Consider the following 18,842-nt stretch of genomic DNA (forward strand, 5'->3'; position numbering starts at 1 on the left):
TTTATGGCAGCAGCTTTCAGATTCTCAACATGCCGTCGTTCCAGTCTGTTTCCCCGGCGGCCCGGGGCGTGGCAGCCTCTTCCTTCAGTTGCGCGATGGAAGCGCGCAGGGACTCCACCGTGTCCACATGACGGCCGAGCTGGCGGTCGAGGAGGCTCTCGTCCAGCTGTTCCAGCGGCAGGCGGCGGGTATAGGTCACGGCGTCGAGCAGGGGCTCGATGCCCAGCACGCCGCCGTCCGTGCCCTTGAAAAAGCTGTCCAGTTCCAGCAGCAGGCCATAGAGCGCCAGCTTGTCGGCATCGCTTTCCGGCAGGCCGCATACCCGGCTGTACAGGTACAGGGCGCCGTCGTTTTCGGCGCATTCCAGGGTGACCGTCACGTCATCGAAACGGAGCGTGCAAACGCCGTTCTCGGTCTCAAGGCCGTCCATGCCGATAGTGGCACCAAATTTTGCAATGATATGGGCAATGGGATGCATATGCTCTCCTTTTTGTTACTGGTATAGCAAAAGGTAGACCAGGAGGCTGTCCCTGTCCATGCGGCGTGCCCGACGCGCGCGGCCAGGCGGCCGTGCCGGAGCGGCGGGAACAAAAAAAGGCGCCCTGCATGTGCAGGGCGCCTTGGGCGATTATGGCGGAGCGGAAGGGACTCGAACCCTCGGCCTCCGGCGTGACAGGCCGGCGTTATAACCGTCTTAACTACCGCTCCAGATATGGAGTCGGGAAAGTATCCCGTATTCTTCTCAAAAAAAGCGCACCGTTTGCACAGTGCGCTTTTCTCGCAATTATGGCGGAGCGGAAGGGACTCGAACCCTCGGCCTCCGGCGTGACAGGCCGGCGTTATAACCGTCTTAACTACCGCTCCGTAGTGGTGGACAGTACAGGACTTGAACCTGTGACCCCCGCCGTGTGAAGGCGGTGCTCTACCAGCTGAGCTAACTGTCCGTGTTGTCCTCTCGAACAAAAGTGTTTGTACGGGAAACTCCCCTCAGGGTCAAGAAAAAAATCAAAAAAAGCAAAGAAAGTTTCATCTTGCAAATAATCATTTGAAATAAAAGGATAAAAATTTGATATTTGTTCCTGATAAATGGTCTTGCAGTCCCGGGGGGCCGGTGTTAGGTAGAAAAACACTTCAGTTCAGGGTGGAAAAGATGATGCTTTCCCGTTTCCGGCAGGGCCGCGGCCCCGTGGCCGGCAAAGATCGTGATACGCGCTTCCCGTCGCGCATGGGGATGGGCCTGCTGCTGGCGGCCCTGCTGCTGTTGCCGGGCTGTGCCCAGGCTGTCCCGGATGCCGGTGTGCCGCTGCATGTCCCTGCCGCGCGGACGCTCCCCGGCCCCCTGGAGCCTGCGCCCCTGTCGGCGCTGGTATTGCATGATGCCGGGGCGCGCCAGTGCCGGGTCTACGATGGTGTGCGCATCATCGCGCAGCCCATGCAGGAGAACCTCTGCGCCCTGAGCTTCGATGACGGTCCTTCGGCCAATACGCCGCAGATCCTCGACATCCTGGCCGCGCACAACATCCCGGCCACCTTCTTCGTGCTGGGGCGGAACGCCGAGCACCGGCCCGACCTTGTGCAGCGCATCCATGACGAGGGCCACGAGATCGGCATCCATACCTATTCCCATCCCAATCTGCGCCATCTCAACCAGGCGGCCCAGAGCGAGCAGATCGGCAGGGTGCAGCGCTTTTTGCGTACCCTGGGCATCGAGGCCCGCTTCCTGCGCCCGCCCTACGGCTCGTTCAACGACATCACCCTGAAGGCCGCCGAACAGATGGACCTCAAGGTGGTGCTCTGGTCGCTGGACAGCGAGGACTGGCGGGGCGTGCGCGAGGATTATGCCGCCCTGGTCAACACGCGGGGCCAGCGCTACGTCAACAACGATTTGCGCGGCATCTTCCTTTTCCATGATACGGTGCACGGCACGCTGGAGAACCTGCCGCGCATCATCGCGCAGTTGCAGGCCGGGGGCTGCCAGCGTTTCGTGACGGTCAGCGATTTCCTGGACGGCAGTCTGGATCCCGAGCCGCCGTTGCTCATGGCCCGCCACAACCGGCATCCTTTGCCTGACGGCCGCGAGCTCATGCCGCCGGAAAGCTTTCCCGATGTGCAGTGGGCCGGACAGGGGCGGGGGCGCAGCGGCTTCGATGCCGCCCAGCGTGCCTCCTCCACGCGGGACACCAGCCTCACCTGGGCCGCGGGCAGCACGCCGGTGCCCATGGCCCGCAGCAGCAGCCCCCGCTGGGGCAAGGCCGCGGAACAGGCCCGCGAGCAGCAGGCCCGGCGCCAGGAGCGTCTGGAACAGGAACGGCAGGCCGCAGCGGCCAGGGGGCAGCCGCAGCCGGCAGGGCCCGTCCATGCCGTGCGCGGCACCGTGACGCCCCAGCGCGACTTCGGCACCAGTGCCGGCGAGGTCTACCCCGGCAGCCGCCCCGTGAGTTCCGTCGAGGAGCTGGCTCCGGCCACCTCCGTGCAGCAGTAAGCAAAAAACGGGGGAGGAAAATCCCCCATCGCTGCGGCGCTGCCCGTAACGCTCCCTTGTCGCTGACGGGCACGCTCTGGGCCGTCTTGGGCCGCTGCCAGCGCGAGAGGGCTTCCCCTTCCCCCCATGCTTCCCGCCCCTTGCCCGGCGCGTTTCATTCAAGCAGGCGAACAGCCCCCGCATGATGTCATGCGGGGGCTGCTGCGTTCGGGGAACATGCCGGGACTTCGATGCCCTAGGACAGGCGGGTCTTGAAGTCTTCGTAGCCGAAACGGCGCACCAGACGGAAGCGGGCCGTGGCGGCCGGGTCGGCCGCGTGGGGATCGGCGGCCAGGCTGCCGATGGACGGCAGGCGCAGGCCGTTGAAGGTGGTGGTCTTGACCATGCTGTAGATGGCCATGTCGGTGAAGATCAGGCGGTCACCGGCCCTGAGGGGCGCGGCGAAGCTGTATTCGCCGATGACGTCCCCGGCCAGGCAGGACTTGCCCGCCAGGCGGCAGGTCCAGGCCTTTTTGCCGTTCTCGCCCGCCAGGCGCAGTTCACCGTCTTCCGGGGCCAGCAGGCCGGGGCGGTAGGGCATCTCCAGCACGTCGGGCATGTGGCAGGAGGCCGAGGTGTCCAGGATGGCGACGGGCATGTCGGCCTGCACCACGTCCAGCACCGTGGCCACCAGCCAGCCCGCGTTGAGGGCCACGGCCTCGCCGGGCTCCAGATAGATCTGCGCGCCGTAGTTCCGCTGCATGCGCGTGATGCAGCGGCAGAGGCGGTCCAGGTCATAGCCTTCGCGGGTGATGTGGTGGCCGCCGCCGAAATTGATCCACCGGCACTGGGCCAGCTGCTTGCCGAAACGGGCCTCCACGGCGTCCAGGGTGCGTTCCAGCGCGTCGGCGCCCTGTTCGCACAGGGTGTGGAAATGCAGGCCGGAGATGCCTTCCGGCAGTTTTTCGGGCAGCTGGTGCGGGCGGATGCCCAGACGGGAGCCCGGGGAGCAGGGATTGTAGATGGCCACGGCGCCTTCGGAATGCTCGGGATTGATGCGCAGGCCGCAGCTGATCTCGCGGCCGCTATCGCGGCACCAGGCCCGCACCCTGGGGCCGAAGCGTTCCCACTGGGCCAGGGAGTTGAAGACCAGGTGATCCACCAGCGGCAGCAGTTCGTCCAGTTCCTCTTCCGTCCAGCCCGCGGCAAAGGCGTGCACTTCGCCGCCGAATTCCTCGCGGCCCAGGCGGGCTTCATCCACGGAGCTGGCGCAGGTGCCCCACAGGGGGCCGTGGCCTTTGGCGCGGGAGAGCAGGGGGAAGCTGTCCCAGGCGGCAAAGCCCTTGAGGGCCAGCAGGATCCTGGCGCCGGTGCGCTGCTGTACGCTGTCCAGGATGGCCGCATTGGCCGCCAGACGGGCTTCGTCCAGCACGAAGCAGGGCGAGGGGACGGTACGGGGATCCAGCAGAGGCAGGAGATGCTTCATGTTTCAGTCTTTTGCAGGGGTTGGGGTGAAGAAAGGGCTGCCGCCCGGGGCCTGGCCGCAGGGCGGCGGGCGTTTTTTCCGGGCCGGAGCGCAACGGGGGAAGGGGCCCGCGGGCCCCTTCCCCCTGAAACGGCGTTGCTGGCGCGAAAGGGACTAGTCCTTCACTTCCACGCACTGCCACGGCAGACCGTAGGCGTTGAGGTCGGCCATGAAGGGGTCGGGGTCGAACTGTTCCATGTTCCACACACCGGGCTTGAGCCACTGGCCGGAGACCATCATCTTGGCACCGATCATGGCGGGCACGCCGGTGGTGTAGGAGATGGCCTGGGAACCCACTTCGGCGTAGCAGGCCTCATGGTCGCAGATGTTGTAGATGTAGACGGCCTTTTCCTTGCCGTCCTTGATGCCGCGCATGACGTTGCCGATGCAGGTCTTGCCCCTGGTCAGCGGGCCCAGGGAGGCGGGGTCGGGCAGCAGGGCGCGCAGGAACTGGATGGGCACGATGTCCTGGCCCTGGAAGCGCACGGGATCGATGCGGGTCATGCCCACATTGCCCAGCACCTTGAGGTGGTTCAGGTAATTCTCCGAGAAGGTCATCCAGAAGCGGGCGCGCTTGAGGCCCTTGAGGTTCTGCACCAGGGATTCCAGTTCCTCGTGGTACATGAGGAAGCACTTCTTGGGGCCGATGCCGTCGGGGAAGTCGTAGGTCATGGACCAGGACAGGGGATCGGTCTCCACCCATTCGCCGCGTTCCCAGTAACGGCCGCGGGCGGTCACTTCGCGGATGTTGATCTCGGGGTTGAAGTTGGTGGCGAAGGGCTGGCCGTGGTCACCGGCGTTGCAGTCGATGATGTCCAGCACATGCACTTCGTCCAGCTCGTGCTTCATGACCCAGGCCGAGAAGACGTTGGTGACGCCGGGGTCGAAACCGGAGCCCAGCAGGGCGGTGAGGCCGGCCTGCCTGAAGCGCTCCTGGTAGGCCCACTGCCATTTGTATTCGAACTTGGCGGTATCCAGGGGCTCGTAGTTGGCCGTATCCAGATAATGCACGCCGCATTCCAGGCAGGCGTCCATGATGTGCAGATCCTGATAGGGCAGGGCGATGTTCAGCACGGTGTGGGGCTTCACCTGACGGATGAGGGCGCAGAGCTCGGGCACGTTGTCGGCATCCACCTGGGCGGTGGCGATGTCGACGCCCAGACGGGCCTTGACCGAGCGGGCGATCTCGTCACACCGGGAAAGCGTACGGCTGGCAAGGGTGATCTTGCCGAAGGCCCCTTCTTTGGCCACCTGGGCGCACTTGTGCGCCACCACGCTTCCCACGCCACCGGCGCCGATGATCAGAATATCCGCCATGATTTCTCCTTTTGAATCCGTTTGTCCGTGATTGATGAAATGCGGCCCGCCGGAACAGGCGGTCATCCCCTCCATAGCCCACAGCGGCAGGAAGGTAAAGGGCAGGGGGAGGGCACCGGCCGGTCGCGCGGCCTTTGCCTTCCCCGGGCTTTCCGGGGCTGCCCGGGCAGGGCGCGTCCCTGGTGCCGGGCCCGGGAGCCGGGGACATGCCATGCCCAGCATGCCTGCCTGTTGTGACCGTTGGCCGTCCTGTCGGTGACGGGCCGGTGACGACAGACGGGCGCCGTCCGCGCCGGTGGCGGCCGGAGTCGTGCCGTAGCGGCGGCAGTGGCTGAAGGCCGTCGCCGCCAGGCCCCGGCGTTGCGGGCGACCGTCCCGCATGGTCCGGGACGGCACGCGCCGGGGGGCCTCCTCCCCGGACAGGCAGCCCCGTCCGCGTCCCTAGTGGGTATGGTCCAGAACGGGCACGCTGTCGCCCAGTTTTGCGCGGATGGCGGCGATCATGGTCTCGTGGTGCGGGCAGGGGAAGCCGATGGGGTTGCCCTTGCGGATGCAGGAGGCCAGGGCCACGGCTTCGGCGCCGCGATCCACCAGCATCCTGGCGCGGGCCACGGCCCGCTTGCCGGGACAGCCGCCGCAGGAGACGAAGCCGATGACCTCGCAGGGGCCCAGTTCCTCGAACGCGCCCTTACCCTGGGCGGCAAAGGAAAAGTCCGTGGTGCCGGGGCAGATGTCCTCGGTCTGCATGCAGCGGATGATGCCGATCTTTTTCATGGGAGCCTCCTTGGTTTGCTTATCGGGCCCGGGGCGTCTCCCCGTGGTCTTCGGGGATGACGAAGCCCAGCAGGTCGTCACGCACGATGGCGTCCAGTTCCGCCCGGTCATGGGCCGGGGTCTCGGTGAACAGGAAGCCGAAGTGGGAATAGCGGTCATAAAAGCCGCGGCGCAGGCGCAGGACCTTGTGGAAGCGGGCGCAGAGGGCGTCGTAGTCGAAGCGCCGTACCGGCGGGCAGGCGGCGGGCTTGTTGAGCACGATGAGGGTGTAGAGCCTGTCCTCGTGGCCGGGCAGGATACTGTCCCAGTCCGGGCGCCGGTCGTCCAGATAGCAGCCGTAGGTGGGGAAGCCCCAGGCGAAGAGGCTGATGTCCGTGCAGCACCAGCCCGCGAAGCGCAGCGGGTTGAACTCGATGGGCACCATATGGCCGTCGGCGTCGCGGCGCAGTTCCACATGGACGGGGTAGTCGCGCAGGCCCAGACGCTCGTTGAGCCGGTCGAACCAGGCTTCCAGCGGCCCGGCCATGCGGCGGATGATGTCCGCGCTGGTGTAGTACAGGCGGTCGCTCACGTCTTCGGAAGAGGCGAAGTCGTGCTGGAGGATGTTGCAGATGACGGCCTCGCCGCGGCTGTTGAAATAGACGTCCACGGCATATTCCGTGCCCTGGATGAGGGATTCCAGCAGCCAGACCTGGTTGTCCAGCACGGCGGCGGGATATTCCCTGCGCCAGCGTACGGCGCCGGCAGCGATGTCGTCACGGGCGGCGCGCCACTGCCGGGCGTTCTCGATGCTGTAGACGCCCAGGCTGAAGAAGCCCACGGCGGGCTTGAGCACGCAGGGGCCGGGCAGGCTGTCGAAATGGGTCTCCATGACCTCCCGCAGGGTCAGCTCGCGGAAATGGAAATCGGGGAAGAGCGGGGCCAGGCGCCGGCGGAACAGCAGCTTGTTCTTGAGCAGTTCGGTGGCGCGTACCAGCCCGGCATTGCCCGAACGGCTGTAGAGCCAGTCCAGGGCGTTTTCCGAATTGCTGTACAGGCGCTGCCCCCGGCAGCACAGATGGCCGAAGTCGCGGCTGGAGACAAGGTTGAGGTGCAGCCCGTAATCCAGCCCGGCCTGCCGGGCAGCGGGCGTATCCAGGACAGGTTCCTGCCGGTCGGCGGCAAAGGCGGCCAGCTCCGGCGAGACATACGGATCTTCCAGAATGATCATGGGGCCCCTCGTGCAGCATGGCTGCGTAAAAAGCGCAGGGCCGGGATGGTTCCTGACCCTGCGCGGTGTGGTTGCTGGAGAAGCGGCCGGAGCCCGTCCTTGTTAAGGAACGGCTCCGGTGGCGGCGGGAAATGTCTCATGGCGGCACGGCCTTTCCCGCGGAGCCGGGTGCCACCATTGGGATCAAGCATGCAGGGGGGAGGAGAGCCTCCCCCCTGCTTTCGTTTTGTTAATCAAGCACACGGAAGTACACGGCGGGCTGGCGCAGCATGCCGGTATCCAGGGTGCGCTGCAGGGCGGTGCTCATGGCTTCCTCGGTGGTCTCATGGGTCATGAAGACCAGGGGCACGCCCTTGCCCTCGTCGGTGCGCTGGATGACCTGGGCCATGCTCACGCCCTGGTCGGCCATGCAGCCGGCCAGATCGCGCAGCACGCCGGGCTCGTCCTCCACCATGACGCGCACATAGTAGCGCGAGCGCCATTCCGCCGGCGGCACGATGCTGGCGCGGGGCAGGTCGTCACAGGCGTAGCCGGTGTTGTGCGGGTTCTCGTCACGGGCCACGGCCATGAGGTCGGCCAGCACGGCCCCGGCGGTGGGCAGGTCGCCCGCGCCCCGGCCGTGGAAGAAGAGCGAACCGCAGGCATTGCCGCTGACGCGCACGGCGTTGTACACGCCGCCCACACGGGCCAGCAGCACCGTATAGGGCACCAGGGCCGGGAACACGCCCGCCTCCAGGCGCACCTTGCCGTCGGCCTGGCCGGGGTCGCGGCGTTCGCGCACCTGGGCGATGAGCTTGATGCGGTAGCCGAACTCGCGGGCCAGGGCGATATCCATGCTGGACATGCCGCGGATGCCGCGCACGGGCATGGCCGTGTAGGGGTAGTTGACCCCGTAGGCCAGGCGGATGAGCAGGGTCAGCTTGTGGGCCGCGTCGTGGCCGTCGATGTCCAGGGTGGGATCGGCTTCGGCATAGCCCAGCTGCTGGGCCTGCTTGAGGGCCACATCGAAGTCCAGACCGTTGGAGGTCATCTCGGACAGGATGTAGTTGCTGGTGCCGTTGAGGATGCCCATGAGGGACGAGATGCGGTTGCCGGCCAGGCTGGTGCGCAGGGCCTCCACCACGGGCACGGCGCCGGCGACACTGGCCTCGTAGCGCAGGATGCGGCCCTTGCCGGCGGCCTTCTGGAACAGGGCGAGTCCCTCCTCGGCCAGCAGGGCCTTGTTGGCGGTGACGATGTGCTTGCCGGCGTCCAGGGCGCGGTCGATGATGGCGCGCGGGGCGTCGATGCCGCCCATGAGTTCCACCAGCACGTCGATCTCGGGATCGTTGACCAGCTCGTCAGGATTCGTGGTCAGGTCGGCCCCGGGGGGCAGGGGCACGGTGCGCGCCTTCTGGGCATTGCGCACCAGCACCTTCTTGACCCGGATGTCCCGGCCCGTACGCTGGCGGATGATGTCGGCGTTCTCTTCCAGCAGGCGGGCAAGACCGCCGCCCACGGTGCCGAACCCGGCCAGACCCACTACCAGAGGCTTGTTGCTTTCGGCCATAGTGTCCCCTAATCGCTGGAGCCGCTGAGCAGGCGGCGGATGTTGCGCACGGCCTGACGGGTGCGGTGATCGTTCTCGATGAGGGCGAAGCGCACGTACTCGTCACCGTAGGCGCCAAAGCCCAGGCCCGGCGAGACGGCCACCTGCGCTTCGGTGAGCAGCAGCTTGGAGAATTCCACGGAACCCATCTTGCGGAACTCTTCGGGGATGCGGGCCCAGACGAACATGGTCGCCTTGGGCGCGGGCACTTCCCAGCCGATGCGGTTGAGGCCGTCGATGAGCCAGTCACGGCGCTGGCGGTAGATGTCGCAGATCCTGGTGACTTCCTCGTCGCCGCCGCGCAGGCCCACGGTGGCCGCGATCTGGATGGGCTGGAAGATGCCGTAGTCCAGATAGCTCTTGATGCGGCTCAGGGCGTGGATGAGCTTGGGGTTGCCCAGGCAGAAGCCCACGCGCCAGCCGGGCATGGAATAGCTCTTGGACATGGTGTAGAATTCCACGCCCACGTCCTTGGCGCCCTTGGCCTGCAGGAAGCTGGGGGCCTTGTAGCCGTCGAAGACCAGGTCGGCATAGGCCAGGTCATGGATGACCCAGATGTTGTTCTCCTTGGCGAATTCCACGACCTTTTCAAAGAAGGCCAGGTCGGTCACTTCCGTGGTGGGGTTGTGGGGATAGCACAGGAAGAGCAGCTTGGGACGGGGCCAGGCCTGCTGGGTGGCGGCGGTCAGGTCCTCGAAGAAGTCACGGCCGGGCCCGATGGGCACGCTGCGCACGTCGGCGCCGGCGATGATGGGCGCGTATTTGTGGATGGGGTAGGTGGGGTCGGGCGCCAGCACCACGTCACCGGGGGAGAGCATGGCCAGCGAAAGGTGGGCGAGCCCTTCCTTGGAGCCCATGGTCACGATGGCTTCGGTGTTGGGATCGAGATCCACGTCGTACAGGCGCTTGTAGCGTTCGCACACGGCATCGCGCAGATGGGGGATGCCGCGGGAGAGCGAATAGCGGTGGTTCACCGGCTTCTGTACGGCTTCCACCAGCTTGTCCACGATGTACGGCGGGGTGGGAATGTCGGGGTTTCCCATGCTGAAGTCAACGATATCGATATTCTGGCGACGCAGCTTCATTTTGAGGTCGCCTACCACCGCGAAGACGTAGGGGGGCAGGCGCTGGATGCGCGAGAACTCTTCCATGGGGACGCTTCTCCTGCTGAAGTTCAAAATCTTCAGCCAGATTAGCCAGTGCGTTCGGCATTTGTAAAGCACTTTGCCAAGATAAAGGCTTTGCGCTACCGTTGTCGGTACTGGACAGGCCACGCCATCCCACGGACCCGTTATCGCCCTTCAACCATCGAGGACCGCATGGAACATCATATCCGTTTCGACGCTGACGCCATGACCCTGTATCTGCTGGACCAGCGTGCCCTGCCCGGGCGCGAGGACTACCTGCCCATCCGCACCCTGGACGAGACCATCCGGGCCCTGCAGGTGATGGTGGTGCGCGGCGCCCCGGCCATCGGCGTCACGGCCGGTTTCGGCTGCGTGCTGGCCCTGGAGGAACTGCGCCGCGGCCTGCCCGCCGGGGCCGACTGGCGCACGGCCTATGACCGGGCCCTGGAGCGCCTGGAGGCGGCCCGGCCCACGGCCGTGAACCTGCGCTGGGGCGTGGAGCGCATGCGGGCCCTGTGGCGGGCCCATGCCGGTCTGGAGATGGAGGCCCTCCTCCCCGTCCTGCTGGCCGAGGCCGAGACCATGCGCCGCGAGGACGTGGAGATCTGCCGCGAGATCGGCCGCCACGGGGCGTCCTGCATCAACGACGGCGACACCGTCCTCACCCACTGCAATGCCGGGGCCCTGGCCACGGCCGGGTACGGCACGGCCCTGGGCGTCATCCGCGGCGCCCTGGAAGCGGGCAAGAAGGTGCGGGTCATCGCCGACGAGACGCGGCCCTTCCTGCAGGGGGCGCGCCTGACCGCCTGGGAACTGCGGCAGGACGGCATCGACGTGCGCGTGGCCTGCGACAATGCCTGCGCCCTGCTGATGCAGAAGGGCCTGGTGCAGTGCGTGGTGGTGGGGGCCGACCGCATCGCGGCCAACGGCGACGCCGCCAACAAGATCGGCACCTTCGGCGTGGCCCTGCTGGCCAGGCATTTCGGCATCCCCTTCTATGTGGCGGCGCCCCTGTCCACCATCGACCCGCGCACGCCCGACGGCGCGCACATCCCCATCGAGGAGCGCCCCGACCGGGAAGTGACCCATGTGGGCGGGACCCGCATCGTCCCCGAAGGGGTGCCGGTCTTCAATTTCGCCTTCGACGTGACGCCCGCGGACTGCATCACGGGCATCATCACGGAAAAGGGCGTCCTGCGCGCCCCGTACGGCCCGGCCATCGCCGCGGCCCTCGGGGCCTGATGTCCGCACGGACGGCGCCATGCCGTCCGTTTTTGCTTCCGCTGCCCGGAAAGGAGCGCCCATGAAAGAACTGACCTTGCTGGCCGACAGCAGAGCGCCGCTGGCCTTCCATCTGGAGACGTCCGCCGCCGTGGCCCACTGGAACCTGCGGGACGTGCCCGGCGAGCACATCTCGGTGCCGGCCCTGTGCGATGCCCGCCTGACGGAGATCCGGCGCGAGCACGCCGCCTGGGCCTGCCGGACGGGCCTCAGGCCCGTGGAAGGGGCGCTGCTGCACGAGCATTTCCAGGCCGGGGAAAAGCTGTCCATGTGGTGGTGTTCGCTGCTCTACGAGCGCCATCCCAAGATGACGCCCCTGCTTTACGAGGTCTACAAGCTGCGCACCCTGGAGCACCTGCTGGACGAGGGCGGCTTCACGGCCCTGCGTCTGGTGGGCGGCGACGACCGGCTGTGCGGGACCCTGCTGGCGCTTTGCCAGGCCACGGGGCGGCAGTTCGCGGACTACCACGATCCCCAGTGCCGCGACGGCCGCCGCCGCACCTGGCTGCGCCGCCTCTACGAGGCCTGTCCCTCCCTGCTGCGCGCGGCCGGGCGCTATGTCCACTGGTGGTTCCGGGTGCGCCTGCCCCTCAGGCCCCGGGGCGGGGCCCTGCCCGCCCTGCCGCCCGCGCATGTGACCACGGGCACCATCGTCACCTACTTTCCCAATGTGGATATGGAGGCCGCTGCGGCGGGCCGCTTCCGCTCCCGTTACTGGGAGGGCCTGCACGACGCCCTGTGCGCGGCGGCGGCCAGGACGCCCGTGCGCTGGCTGTTCATCCGCTTTCCTTCGCCCCAGATGGACCTGGCCGGCTGCATCAGGATGCGGGACCGCTTTCGTGCCGCGCATCAGGACGGCGTGAGCTTCCACTATCTGGAGGAATTCCTCACGGCCGCCGACCTGCGGGCCGCCTGGAAGCGCTATCTGCGCCTGGCCTGGACCAGCCGCCGCCTTGAGGCCGCCATGCGCGGGCTCTGCCGCTTCGAGGGCTCCCGCCTGGACTTCTGGCCCTATATGGCCGATGACTGGGCCGAGACCTTCCGGGGCTGGCGCTGTCTGGAGCGCTGCCTGCAGCAGCGCGGCATCGACAATTATGTGAAGGCCGCCGGGCCCCAGCGCTGGTTCACCTTCCCGCTGGAGAACTGCCCCTGGGAACGCATGCTGACCCATGCCGCCCACACCACGCCCGGCGCGGGCGGGCCCGTGTACGGGGCGCAGCATTCCACCATCCGGCCCACGGACTTCCGCTATTTCGATGATCCGGCCACCTTCACGGACAGCGCCTGCGCGGCCTTCCAGCCCGACCGCATCTGCGCTAACGGGCAGGGGGCCCTGCGGCAGTGGCAGGCCGCCGGTGTGCCGCAAGAGCGCCTGGAGCTGGTGGAGGCCTTGCGCTACATGTATCTTGCCGATGCCCGCAATGCCGCCGTGCCGGCGCAGGAAGGGCAGCCGCCCCGCCGCCTGCTGGTGGTGACCGGCTTTTTTGCCGACGAGACCGCCGACCATGTGCGCCTGCTGGCCCGGGCCGTGCACGCGGGCCTGCTGGACGGCTGGGAGATCGTGGTCAAGCCGCACCCCTATCTTGCCGTGGAGGCCGATCTGCGCCACGAGCTGGGGGCCCGGGCCGGATGCCTGCGCTTTGCTGAAGGTCCCGTCGCCACCCTTCTGGTGCCCGGCACCGTGGTCTGGTCGTCCGCTTCCACCACCGTGGTCCTGGAAGCGGCCCTCAAAAAGCTGCCCGTCATGGTCATGCTGCCGTCGGACGGCTTCGACCTCTGTCCCCTGCAGGACGTTCCCGGCCTGCTGCGTACCGGCAGCCTGGACGATGTGCGGCGGGCACTGGCCTGCGCCGCGCCGCCCGCCCTGCCGGACGACTATCTGGAATTGCAGCCCGGCCTGCCCCGCTGGCGGGCCCTGCTGGAGCTGTAGCGGACGGGCGCCCGGCTCCGTTCCCGGCCCTTCCGTGCGCAGGGCGCGCCGCGGGGCCGCCTGGTGCCGTGAGGGGAGAGGCAGGGCGGCTCCTGCCGCCGGGGATGCCTGCCGTACGGCCCGGCAGACGCGCTGCCCGGAGACATGGCGGGGGCTGCGCTGTCCCTGCCGCCGGGACGCATGGCAGGCGTGCGGCGTGTCCCGAAAGCGTGCCCGGGGACCTGAGCCCTGCGCACGGCCGCGCCGCACAAGGGCTTGAAAAAACAGTCGCCGCTGGGTAGCGTCAAAAGAGCGGCCGGCCCCGGGAAGGGCGCCCGCGAGCAGGCCCCGCAGGGGGCAGGCGGGAGGATGGCATGTTTTTCAACGAACGGGTCAGGAATTACGGCTCGCGCGGCAAGGGCGTGAGCGCGCGCGACAACCACATCATCAAGGGCATGAAGGCCCTGCACCTTCTGGCGGCCCTGGCCTGGGCGGGCGGCGCCTTTTCCATGCAGGCCCTCGGTTTCCTCAAGCTGGGCATGGACGATCCGGCGGCCGTGAAGCTGGTGGAGTACTGCCGCTATATCGTGGATTCCTGGGTGGTCATGCCCGGGCTCGTCGGCTGTGTGCTCACGGGCCTGTTCTATTCCATCTTCACGTCCCTGGGCTTTTTCAAATTCGCCTGGGTCACGTTCAAGTGGATCATCAGCGCATGTGCCGGCTTCTGGGGCACGTTCTTCTGGCTGCCCGTGGGGGACCGCTGCATCGCATGGCTCACGCCCCTGGGCCTGGACTGGCCCCTGCGCTTCATACGCTCCTGCATCCTGCCGGAAGAGCTCTGGGCCAGCCTGGTCCAGGTGGCCATCATCTTCGCCATGGCCCTGATCTCCATCTACCGCCCGCTGACCTGGAAGCTGTACGGCGACCCCATCGTGCCGCCCACGTCGTAGGAGGGATATCTTCCGGGGCGGCCCCTTTGCCTGACGCAGAAAGAGGGCCTTTCTTCCGGTTCCCGTCCTTTCCCCAGTGCGTTCCATCAGGCGGGAAAGGGGGACAGGCACCAGCCGGGAAAGGAACAGGGGACGCTCCCGCATAGGGAGCGTCCCCTGTGTTTTGGGCTTTCGTCTGGGGAGCCCCCGGACGGCGGACTGCAAGCCTTCCCGCATGGCGGCTGGGCTATCGCAGAAGGCGGCTTTCTATCCGTGGGGAACGTCGGCCCAGGGAAAAGGATGTATGCTCGCGGCATTTCAGGGGGACCGCCTCCGTGCCCCATCGGGCTGTCAGCCTCAGCGGCAGGATACCGTCCCCGGCGTGAAGACGGCGAAAGGGGAAGTCCTGCGGTGGCATGGGGGAGGGGCTTCCCCGGAAGAAAGCGCGCTGACGCCAAAGGGGAAGAACGGGAATCGACGGCAGAAAGGAGGAATCCCTCTCCCCTCGGGGAGCCGTGCCTCAGGCCTCGAAGACCAGGCTTTCGAACCAGAAGAGCAGGGCCTGGGGATCGCGCCAGCTGCCTGCGGGCAGCCCGGCCTTGCGGCAGAGGTGTTCCAGGTACTGCGGCAGGTCCCAGCCCTGTTCCACGGGCACCTGCGGCAGGAAGACGCCCTGGCGCATGCCCAGGCGCAGCAGCAGGCCGTGGCGGCCGATGACGATCCGTGCCGGGTCGGGGCAGGGGCTCAGGGGGCCCAGCACGGAGATGTGCAGGCTGCACCGCGGCCACTCCGCCGCGTCCAGGGCAGGGAAGCGGGGATCCTCGAAGGCGGCGGCGCGGGCCATGCGCCAGACGTTCCGCCAGAGCGGTTCCCGGCCCACCATGTTGCCGATGCAGCCCCGCAGGTCGCCATCCTTGTTCAGGGTCACGAAGGAGCCCAGCGACTGGGCCAGTGTCCCGCCGGCCAGCGCGGGCGGCAGGGGCGGCGGGCCGTCCTCCCGGCCCTCAAGGGCCGTTGTGATGCTTTGCCGGGCCAGGCGGGAGAGCCAGTGCCGTTCTTCGTCATTGAGGGAAAAGGTGACGCCCATGACAGACCTCCGTGGCGGGCACGCAGGATGTGCGTCCCGGTGGGCTCGCGGCCGCCTGATGGTCACGCGGGGGATGGTGGGGGCAGGTCGCGGCGGTGTTCCCCGCAGTGTAGGCGGGGCGGGCGCAGGATTCAAGCCGGCGGGATGTGAGGCGGGCACGGGGAGCCGTTCAGCCCGGTACGGGGCCGGTCCCCTTGTCCAGCTTGTCAAAAACCTGTTTGCCTTCTCCCCACGCGCGTACGGGCGCCGTTCAGCACGGCAGTAACCGGCTGGTAAACGTGCGTTGTCTGGGCGCGTACCGGGGCAAGGGACCGGCGCAGGCACCTCCCTGCCGCGCTGGGAACCGGGAGGGGAAAAGCGCGGCCGCTCCCTGCCGGGAGCGATGGGGGGCACACGTTCCTTTAGCCTCGGCCGGACGGGCTCCCATCCGTTGCGGAAAACGGAAATGCCGCGATGGCTCGCGGCATTTCTGTGGGGTAAGGCAGGGCACATGCTCCTGACACGGTATTTGGCGGTATACCGTGATTGACGTCTCGTCCGTGGCTGTCCCGACCGCAATGGGCTGCGGACGGCCTGCCGGTGCGGGAGGCATGACCGCCCGGCGGCTAGTCCTCGCCCTCGGTATGGGCCTGCTTGCCGGCGCCCTTGAGACCGTACATGGTGGTGGAGCCGGAAGACCAGAATTCCAGCACTTCCTCGTTCACCAGCCTGGTGAGGATCTTCTTCACTTCACGGGGGCCCTTGTCGGGGAACAGTTCCGTGAAGTCCTTGAAATAGAACTTGGACTTGGAAGCGGACTTGCTCTTCAGGAATTCGACGATGATGTCTTTTTCGTCAGCCATGGTTTTTCTCCTGGCCCCGGCGGCGCCGCAAAGGGCCGCCGGGGCGTTTTCAAGACCGGCCTAGAACTTGAACTGGGTGCTCTGGCGCCAGGTGTAGTACGCCGGGTCGCGGAAGTCGTCGATGAGGTGGTGGGTGAACTTCAGGCCGGTCAGCTTGAAGAAGCTTTCCCAGCCGATGCGTTCGGCCCAGTCGCCCAGACGTTCGTACTTGTTGGCGTTGGCGGCGTAGACTTCGACGATGTGCTTCACCGTCTTGGTCAGGCTGGGCCAGCGGGGAGGTTCGTTGGGGATGTAGCCCACGACCACCTTGGAGAACTTGGGCATGCTGATGCGGTTGGACACCTTGCCGCCCACCATGATGGCGATGCCGTCGCCTTCGTGGTCGGCGATGGGCAGGGCGGGGCACATGGTGTAGCAGTTGCCGCAGTACATGCAGCGGTCTTCCTTGATGGCGATGGAGTTCACCTTCTGGCCGTTGTGTTCCACCTTGGTGGGACGGACGGCAGCGGTGGGGCAGGCGGCCACGGCCAGCGGGATTTCGCACAGCTGGTCGGCCCATTCGTGGTCGATCATGGGCGGTTTGCGGTGGATGCCCACCAGGCCGATGTCGGAGCAGTGCACGGCGCCGCACATGTTGATGCAGCAGGCCAGGGCGATGCGCACGGGAGCGGGCAGACGCATGTCCTTGAAGTCGTCAAAGATGGCGTCCATCACGCATTTCACCGGGCCGGAGGCGTCGGTGGCGGGGGTGTGGCAGTGCACCCAGCCCTGGGTGTGCACCATGTTGCTGATGCCGGCGCCGGTGCCGCCCACGGGGAACTTGAAGGAACCGCCGTCGAACTTGCGGCTGTTCAGGTCGTCGCGCAGGGCCTTCATGGTGGCTTCGTCTTCCACCATGAACTCGATGTTGTTACGGGTGGTCCAGCGCAGGTAGCCGCCGCAGTACTTGTCGGCGATGTCGCAGATCTCGCGGATGTGGGTGATGGACATGGTGCGGGTGCCGCCCACGCGGACGGTGTACACCTTGTCGCCGCCTTCGGCCACGTGCATCAGCACGCCGGGCTCAAGAATTTCGTGGTACAGCCACTTGCCGAAATTCTTTTTGATGACCGGCGGGAAGTATTCGTCGTACTTGTGGGGGCCGATGTCGGTAATGCGGCCTTCCATCGGTTTGGCGGGATTGTACCCGGAAGAAATAAAAGCCATGTTCTTCTCCCCCTTAAACTAGCGTTGATGGCGTTTGCGGAATTCAGCCAGGTCGCGGGTCCAGCCGCCGGGCACTTCTTCTTCCTTGAAGAAGATGTACGGGTTGGAGCGGGGAGCCGTGACGTGGTACGGAGCGGCTTCGGTGTCGGTGACTTCGAGCAGCTTCTGGAAGGAAAGACGCTTCATGGTCTCGCCCACGCGTTCGCGGTTCTTGCCTTCTTCCATCCACCAGTCCCAAATCTTTTCGATGACTTCCTTGATTTCATCGTAGGGAGCTTCACAGGAGATGAAGGGCACCAGCAGCGAACCCATCTGGGCGCCGTCCACCACGGGGGCCTTGGCGCCCACCAGGATGCTGGCGCCGCGTTCGTCACCGATGTGCAGGGCGCGGGGCATGGTGTTGATGCAGTGCATGCAGCGCACGCAGTCGGCGGTCTTGATGGACAGCTTGCTGCCGTCCCAGCTCATGCACTTGGAGGGGCAGCGGTCCACCACTTCGGCCTGGATGTCGAACTTGCCCCAGTCACGACCGGCATGGGCACCGGCGTTGGGTTTGAATTCGCCGCCCACGTAGGCTTTCACGGCGTCCTGGTCGATCTTGATGTCGTCCTTCCAGGTACCCACCACAGCGAAGTCGGAACGGGCCATGGCGCACACGCAACCGTTGGGGCAGCCGTCGAACTTGAACTTGAACTTGTAGGGGAAGGCGGGACGGTGCAGTTCGTCCTGGTAGTCCTGGGTCAGCTGGTAGCACATGTCCTGGGTGTTGTAGCAGGCATATTCGCAGCGGGACTGGCCGAGGCAGGCTTCGGGGGTACGCAGGTTGGAGCCGGAACCACCGAGGTCGACATGCAGCTTGTGGGTCAGGTCGTGGAAGACTTCTTCCAGCTGCGGGGTCTGGGTGCCCAGGAGCACGATGTCACCGGTGGAGCCGTGCATGTTGGTCATGCCGGAACCGCGCAGGTCCCAGATGTCGCACAGGTCACGCAGGAATTTGGTGTGGTAGTATTTGGCAGCGGGCTGGGCCACACGCATGGTGTGGAAGTGGGCCACGCCGGGGAACTTTTCGGGCTGGTCGCAGTAACGGCCGATGACGCCGCCGCCGTAACCGAACACGCCCACGATGCCGCCGTGCTTCCAGTGGGTCTCCTTTTCTTCGTAGGAGAGTTCCAGGACGCCCAGCAGGTCGTCGGGGGCGTCAGCGGGGATCTGATAGTCGAGTCCTTTGGGATTGGCCGCACGGGCGGCGGCTTCCTGTTTGATGTCGGACACAAAGCTCGGCCAGGGGCCGCTTTCGAGCTGGTCCAGCAGGGGAGTCGCATGTTTCGGCATTGCCATACCTCCATGAGTGCATATTTCAACGAATAATCGTTGAATATTTTACCAAATGCTGAAAAACGACGCATCCTCGGGGGTAAAGATGGCCTTTTCAGCCACGGCATGGCTTCTTGGTAACAAAAAATCGTTGTATTTGGCAATAGGAAAAGAAGCAAAAGGGCCTTTCAGGGCCAAAAAAATATTTTTCAGGCTTGTTCAACGATAATTCGTTGCATAATGGCCATGCACCGGGACGGGAGGCCCGCGCA

General features: G+C 66.2%; 15 protein-coding genes and 3 tRNA genes. 4 read left to right on the forward strand and 14 right to left on the reverse strand.

Translation table 11 applies throughout. From position 1 onward, the window contains the following. Nucleotides 1–16: 16 nt before the first annotated feature. The 4 genes from DESPIGER_RS09225 to DESPIGER_RS09240 all read right to left on the reverse strand — a co-directional run bounded on the left by DESPIGER_RS09225 (nt 17) and on the right by DESPIGER_RS09240 (nt 944). On the reverse strand, nt 17–478 hold the full coding sequence (locus DESPIGER_RS09225; RefSeq protein WP_072335901.1) for a CesT family type III secretion system chaperone: 462 nt from the start codon (nt 476–478) through the stop codon (nt 17–19). A gap of 153 nt (nt 479–631) precedes the next feature. Beyond that, nucleotides 632–708: transfer RNA gene (locus tag DESPIGER_RS09230), tRNA-Asp, on the reverse strand. Between the two features lie 79 nt (nt 709–787). Continuing rightward, a tRNA-Asp gene (locus DESPIGER_RS09235) sits at nt 788–864 on the reverse strand. A 4-nt stretch (nt 865–868) separates the two neighbouring features. Then, a tRNA-Val gene (locus tag DESPIGER_RS09240) sits at nt 869–944 on the reverse strand. Between the two features lie 206 nt (nt 945–1,150). Here DESPIGER_RS09240 and DESPIGER_RS09245 point away from each other — a divergent pair. Continuing rightward, on the forward strand, nt 1,151–2,482 hold the full coding sequence (locus tag DESPIGER_RS09245; RefSeq protein ID WP_083575364.1) for a polysaccharide deacetylase family protein: 1,332 nt from the start codon (nt 1,151–1,153) through the stop codon (nt 2,480–2,482). A gap of 235 nt (nt 2,483–2,717) precedes the next feature. Here the strand turns inward: DESPIGER_RS09245 and nspC are convergent, their stop codons facing one another. From nspC to DESPIGER_RS09275, 6 genes are all read right to left on the reverse strand, one after another. Then, nucleotides 2,718–3,947 (reverse strand): carboxynorspermidine decarboxylase, encoded by a 1,230-nt coding sequence (nspC, locus tag DESPIGER_RS09250; protein ID WP_072335907.1) that lies wholly within the window; start codon nt 3,945–3,947, stop codon nt 2,718–2,720. A gap of 153 nt (nt 3,948–4,100) precedes the next feature. Then, entirely contained in the window at nt 4,101–5,303 is a 1,203-nt protein-coding gene (locus DESPIGER_RS09255) for a saccharopine dehydrogenase family protein (RefSeq protein ID WP_072335909.1), read from the reverse strand. Nucleotides 5,304–5,744: 441 nt separating this feature from the next. Further along, on the reverse strand, nt 5,745–6,077 hold the full coding sequence (locus DESPIGER_RS09260; protein ID WP_072335912.1) for a CGGC domain-containing protein: 333 nt from the start codon (nt 6,075–6,077) through the stop codon (nt 5,745–5,747). A gap of 19 nt (nt 6,078–6,096) precedes the next feature. Continuing rightward, nucleotides 6,097–7,287, reverse strand: a complete 1,191-nt coding sequence (locus DESPIGER_RS09265) for an ATP-grasp domain-containing protein (protein ID WP_072335915.1) — start codon at nt 7,285–7,287, stop codon at nt 6,097–6,099. A 229-nt stretch (nt 7,288–7,516) separates the two neighbouring features. After that, on the reverse strand, nt 7,517–8,836 hold the full coding sequence (locus DESPIGER_RS09270) for a homoserine dehydrogenase (protein WP_072335918.1): 1,320 nt from the start codon (nt 8,834–8,836) through the stop codon (nt 7,517–7,519). An 8-nt stretch (nt 8,837–8,844) separates the two neighbouring features. Further along, nucleotides 8,845–10,026: an aminotransferase class I/II-fold pyridoxal phosphate-dependent enzyme gene (locus DESPIGER_RS09275; protein ID WP_072335921.1), complete on the reverse strand. Its 1,182-nt coding sequence runs from the start codon at nt 10,024–10,026 to the stop codon at nt 8,845–8,847. A 168-nt stretch (nt 10,027–10,194) separates the two neighbouring features. On the opposite strand from DESPIGER_RS09275, the gene mtnA reads away from it, so the two are divergent. From mtnA to DESPIGER_RS09290, 3 genes are all read left to right on the forward strand, one after another. Then, on the forward strand, nt 10,195–11,244 hold the full coding sequence (gene mtnA / locus DESPIGER_RS09280; RefSeq protein ID WP_072335924.1) for an S-methyl-5-thioribose-1-phosphate isomerase: 1,050 nt from the start codon (nt 10,195–10,197) through the stop codon (nt 11,242–11,244). Between the two features lie 61 nt (nt 11,245–11,305). Beyond that, nucleotides 11,306–13,213 (forward strand): TIGR04326 family surface carbohydrate biosynthesis protein, encoded by a 1,908-nt coding sequence (locus DESPIGER_RS09285; protein WP_072335927.1) that lies wholly within the window; start codon nt 11,306–11,308, stop codon nt 13,211–13,213. A gap of 353 nt (nt 13,214–13,566) precedes the next feature. Further along, nucleotides 13,567–14,142 carry a hypothetical protein gene (locus DESPIGER_RS09290; protein ID WP_072335929.1) on the forward strand — a complete coding sequence of 192 codons (576 nt, stop codon included), beginning with the start codon at nt 13,567–13,569 and terminating at the stop codon, nt 14,140–14,142. A 499-nt stretch (nt 14,143–14,641) separates the two neighbouring features. On the opposite strand, the gene amrA is transcribed toward DESPIGER_RS09290, so the two are convergent. The 4 genes from amrA to dsrA all read right to left on the reverse strand — a co-directional run bounded on the left by amrA (nt 14,642) and on the right by dsrA (nt 18,588). After that, on the reverse strand, nt 14,642–15,208 hold the full coding sequence (gene amrA, locus DESPIGER_RS09295; RefSeq protein ID WP_072335932.1) for an AmmeMemoRadiSam system protein A: 567 nt from the start codon (nt 15,206–15,208) through the stop codon (nt 14,642–14,644). 605 nt (nt 15,209–15,813) lie between these two features. Further along, nucleotides 15,814–16,050 carry a dissimilatory sulfite reductase D family protein gene (locus DESPIGER_RS13355; RefSeq protein WP_072335935.1) on the reverse strand — a complete coding sequence of 79 codons (237 nt, stop codon included), beginning with the start codon at nt 16,048–16,050 and terminating at the stop codon, nt 15,814–15,816. Nucleotides 16,051–16,110: 60 nt separating this feature from the next. Next, nucleotides 16,111–17,256: a dissimilatory-type sulfite reductase subunit beta gene (dsrB, locus tag DESPIGER_RS09305; RefSeq protein WP_072335938.1), complete on the reverse strand. Its 1,146-nt coding sequence runs from the start codon at nt 17,254–17,256 to the stop codon at nt 16,111–16,113. 18 nt (nt 17,257–17,274) lie between these two features. After that, nucleotides 17,275–18,588, reverse strand: a complete 1,314-nt coding sequence (gene dsrA / locus DESPIGER_RS09310; protein ID WP_072335941.1) for a dissimilatory-type sulfite reductase subunit alpha — start codon at nt 18,586–18,588, stop codon at nt 17,275–17,277. Nucleotides 18,589–18,842 lie beyond the last annotated feature (254 nt).

This window comes from Desulfovibrio piger (genome assembly GCF_900116045.1).
Lineage (GTDB): Bacteria > Desulfobacterota > Desulfovibrionia > Desulfovibrionales > Desulfovibrionaceae > Desulfovibrio > Desulfovibrio piger_A.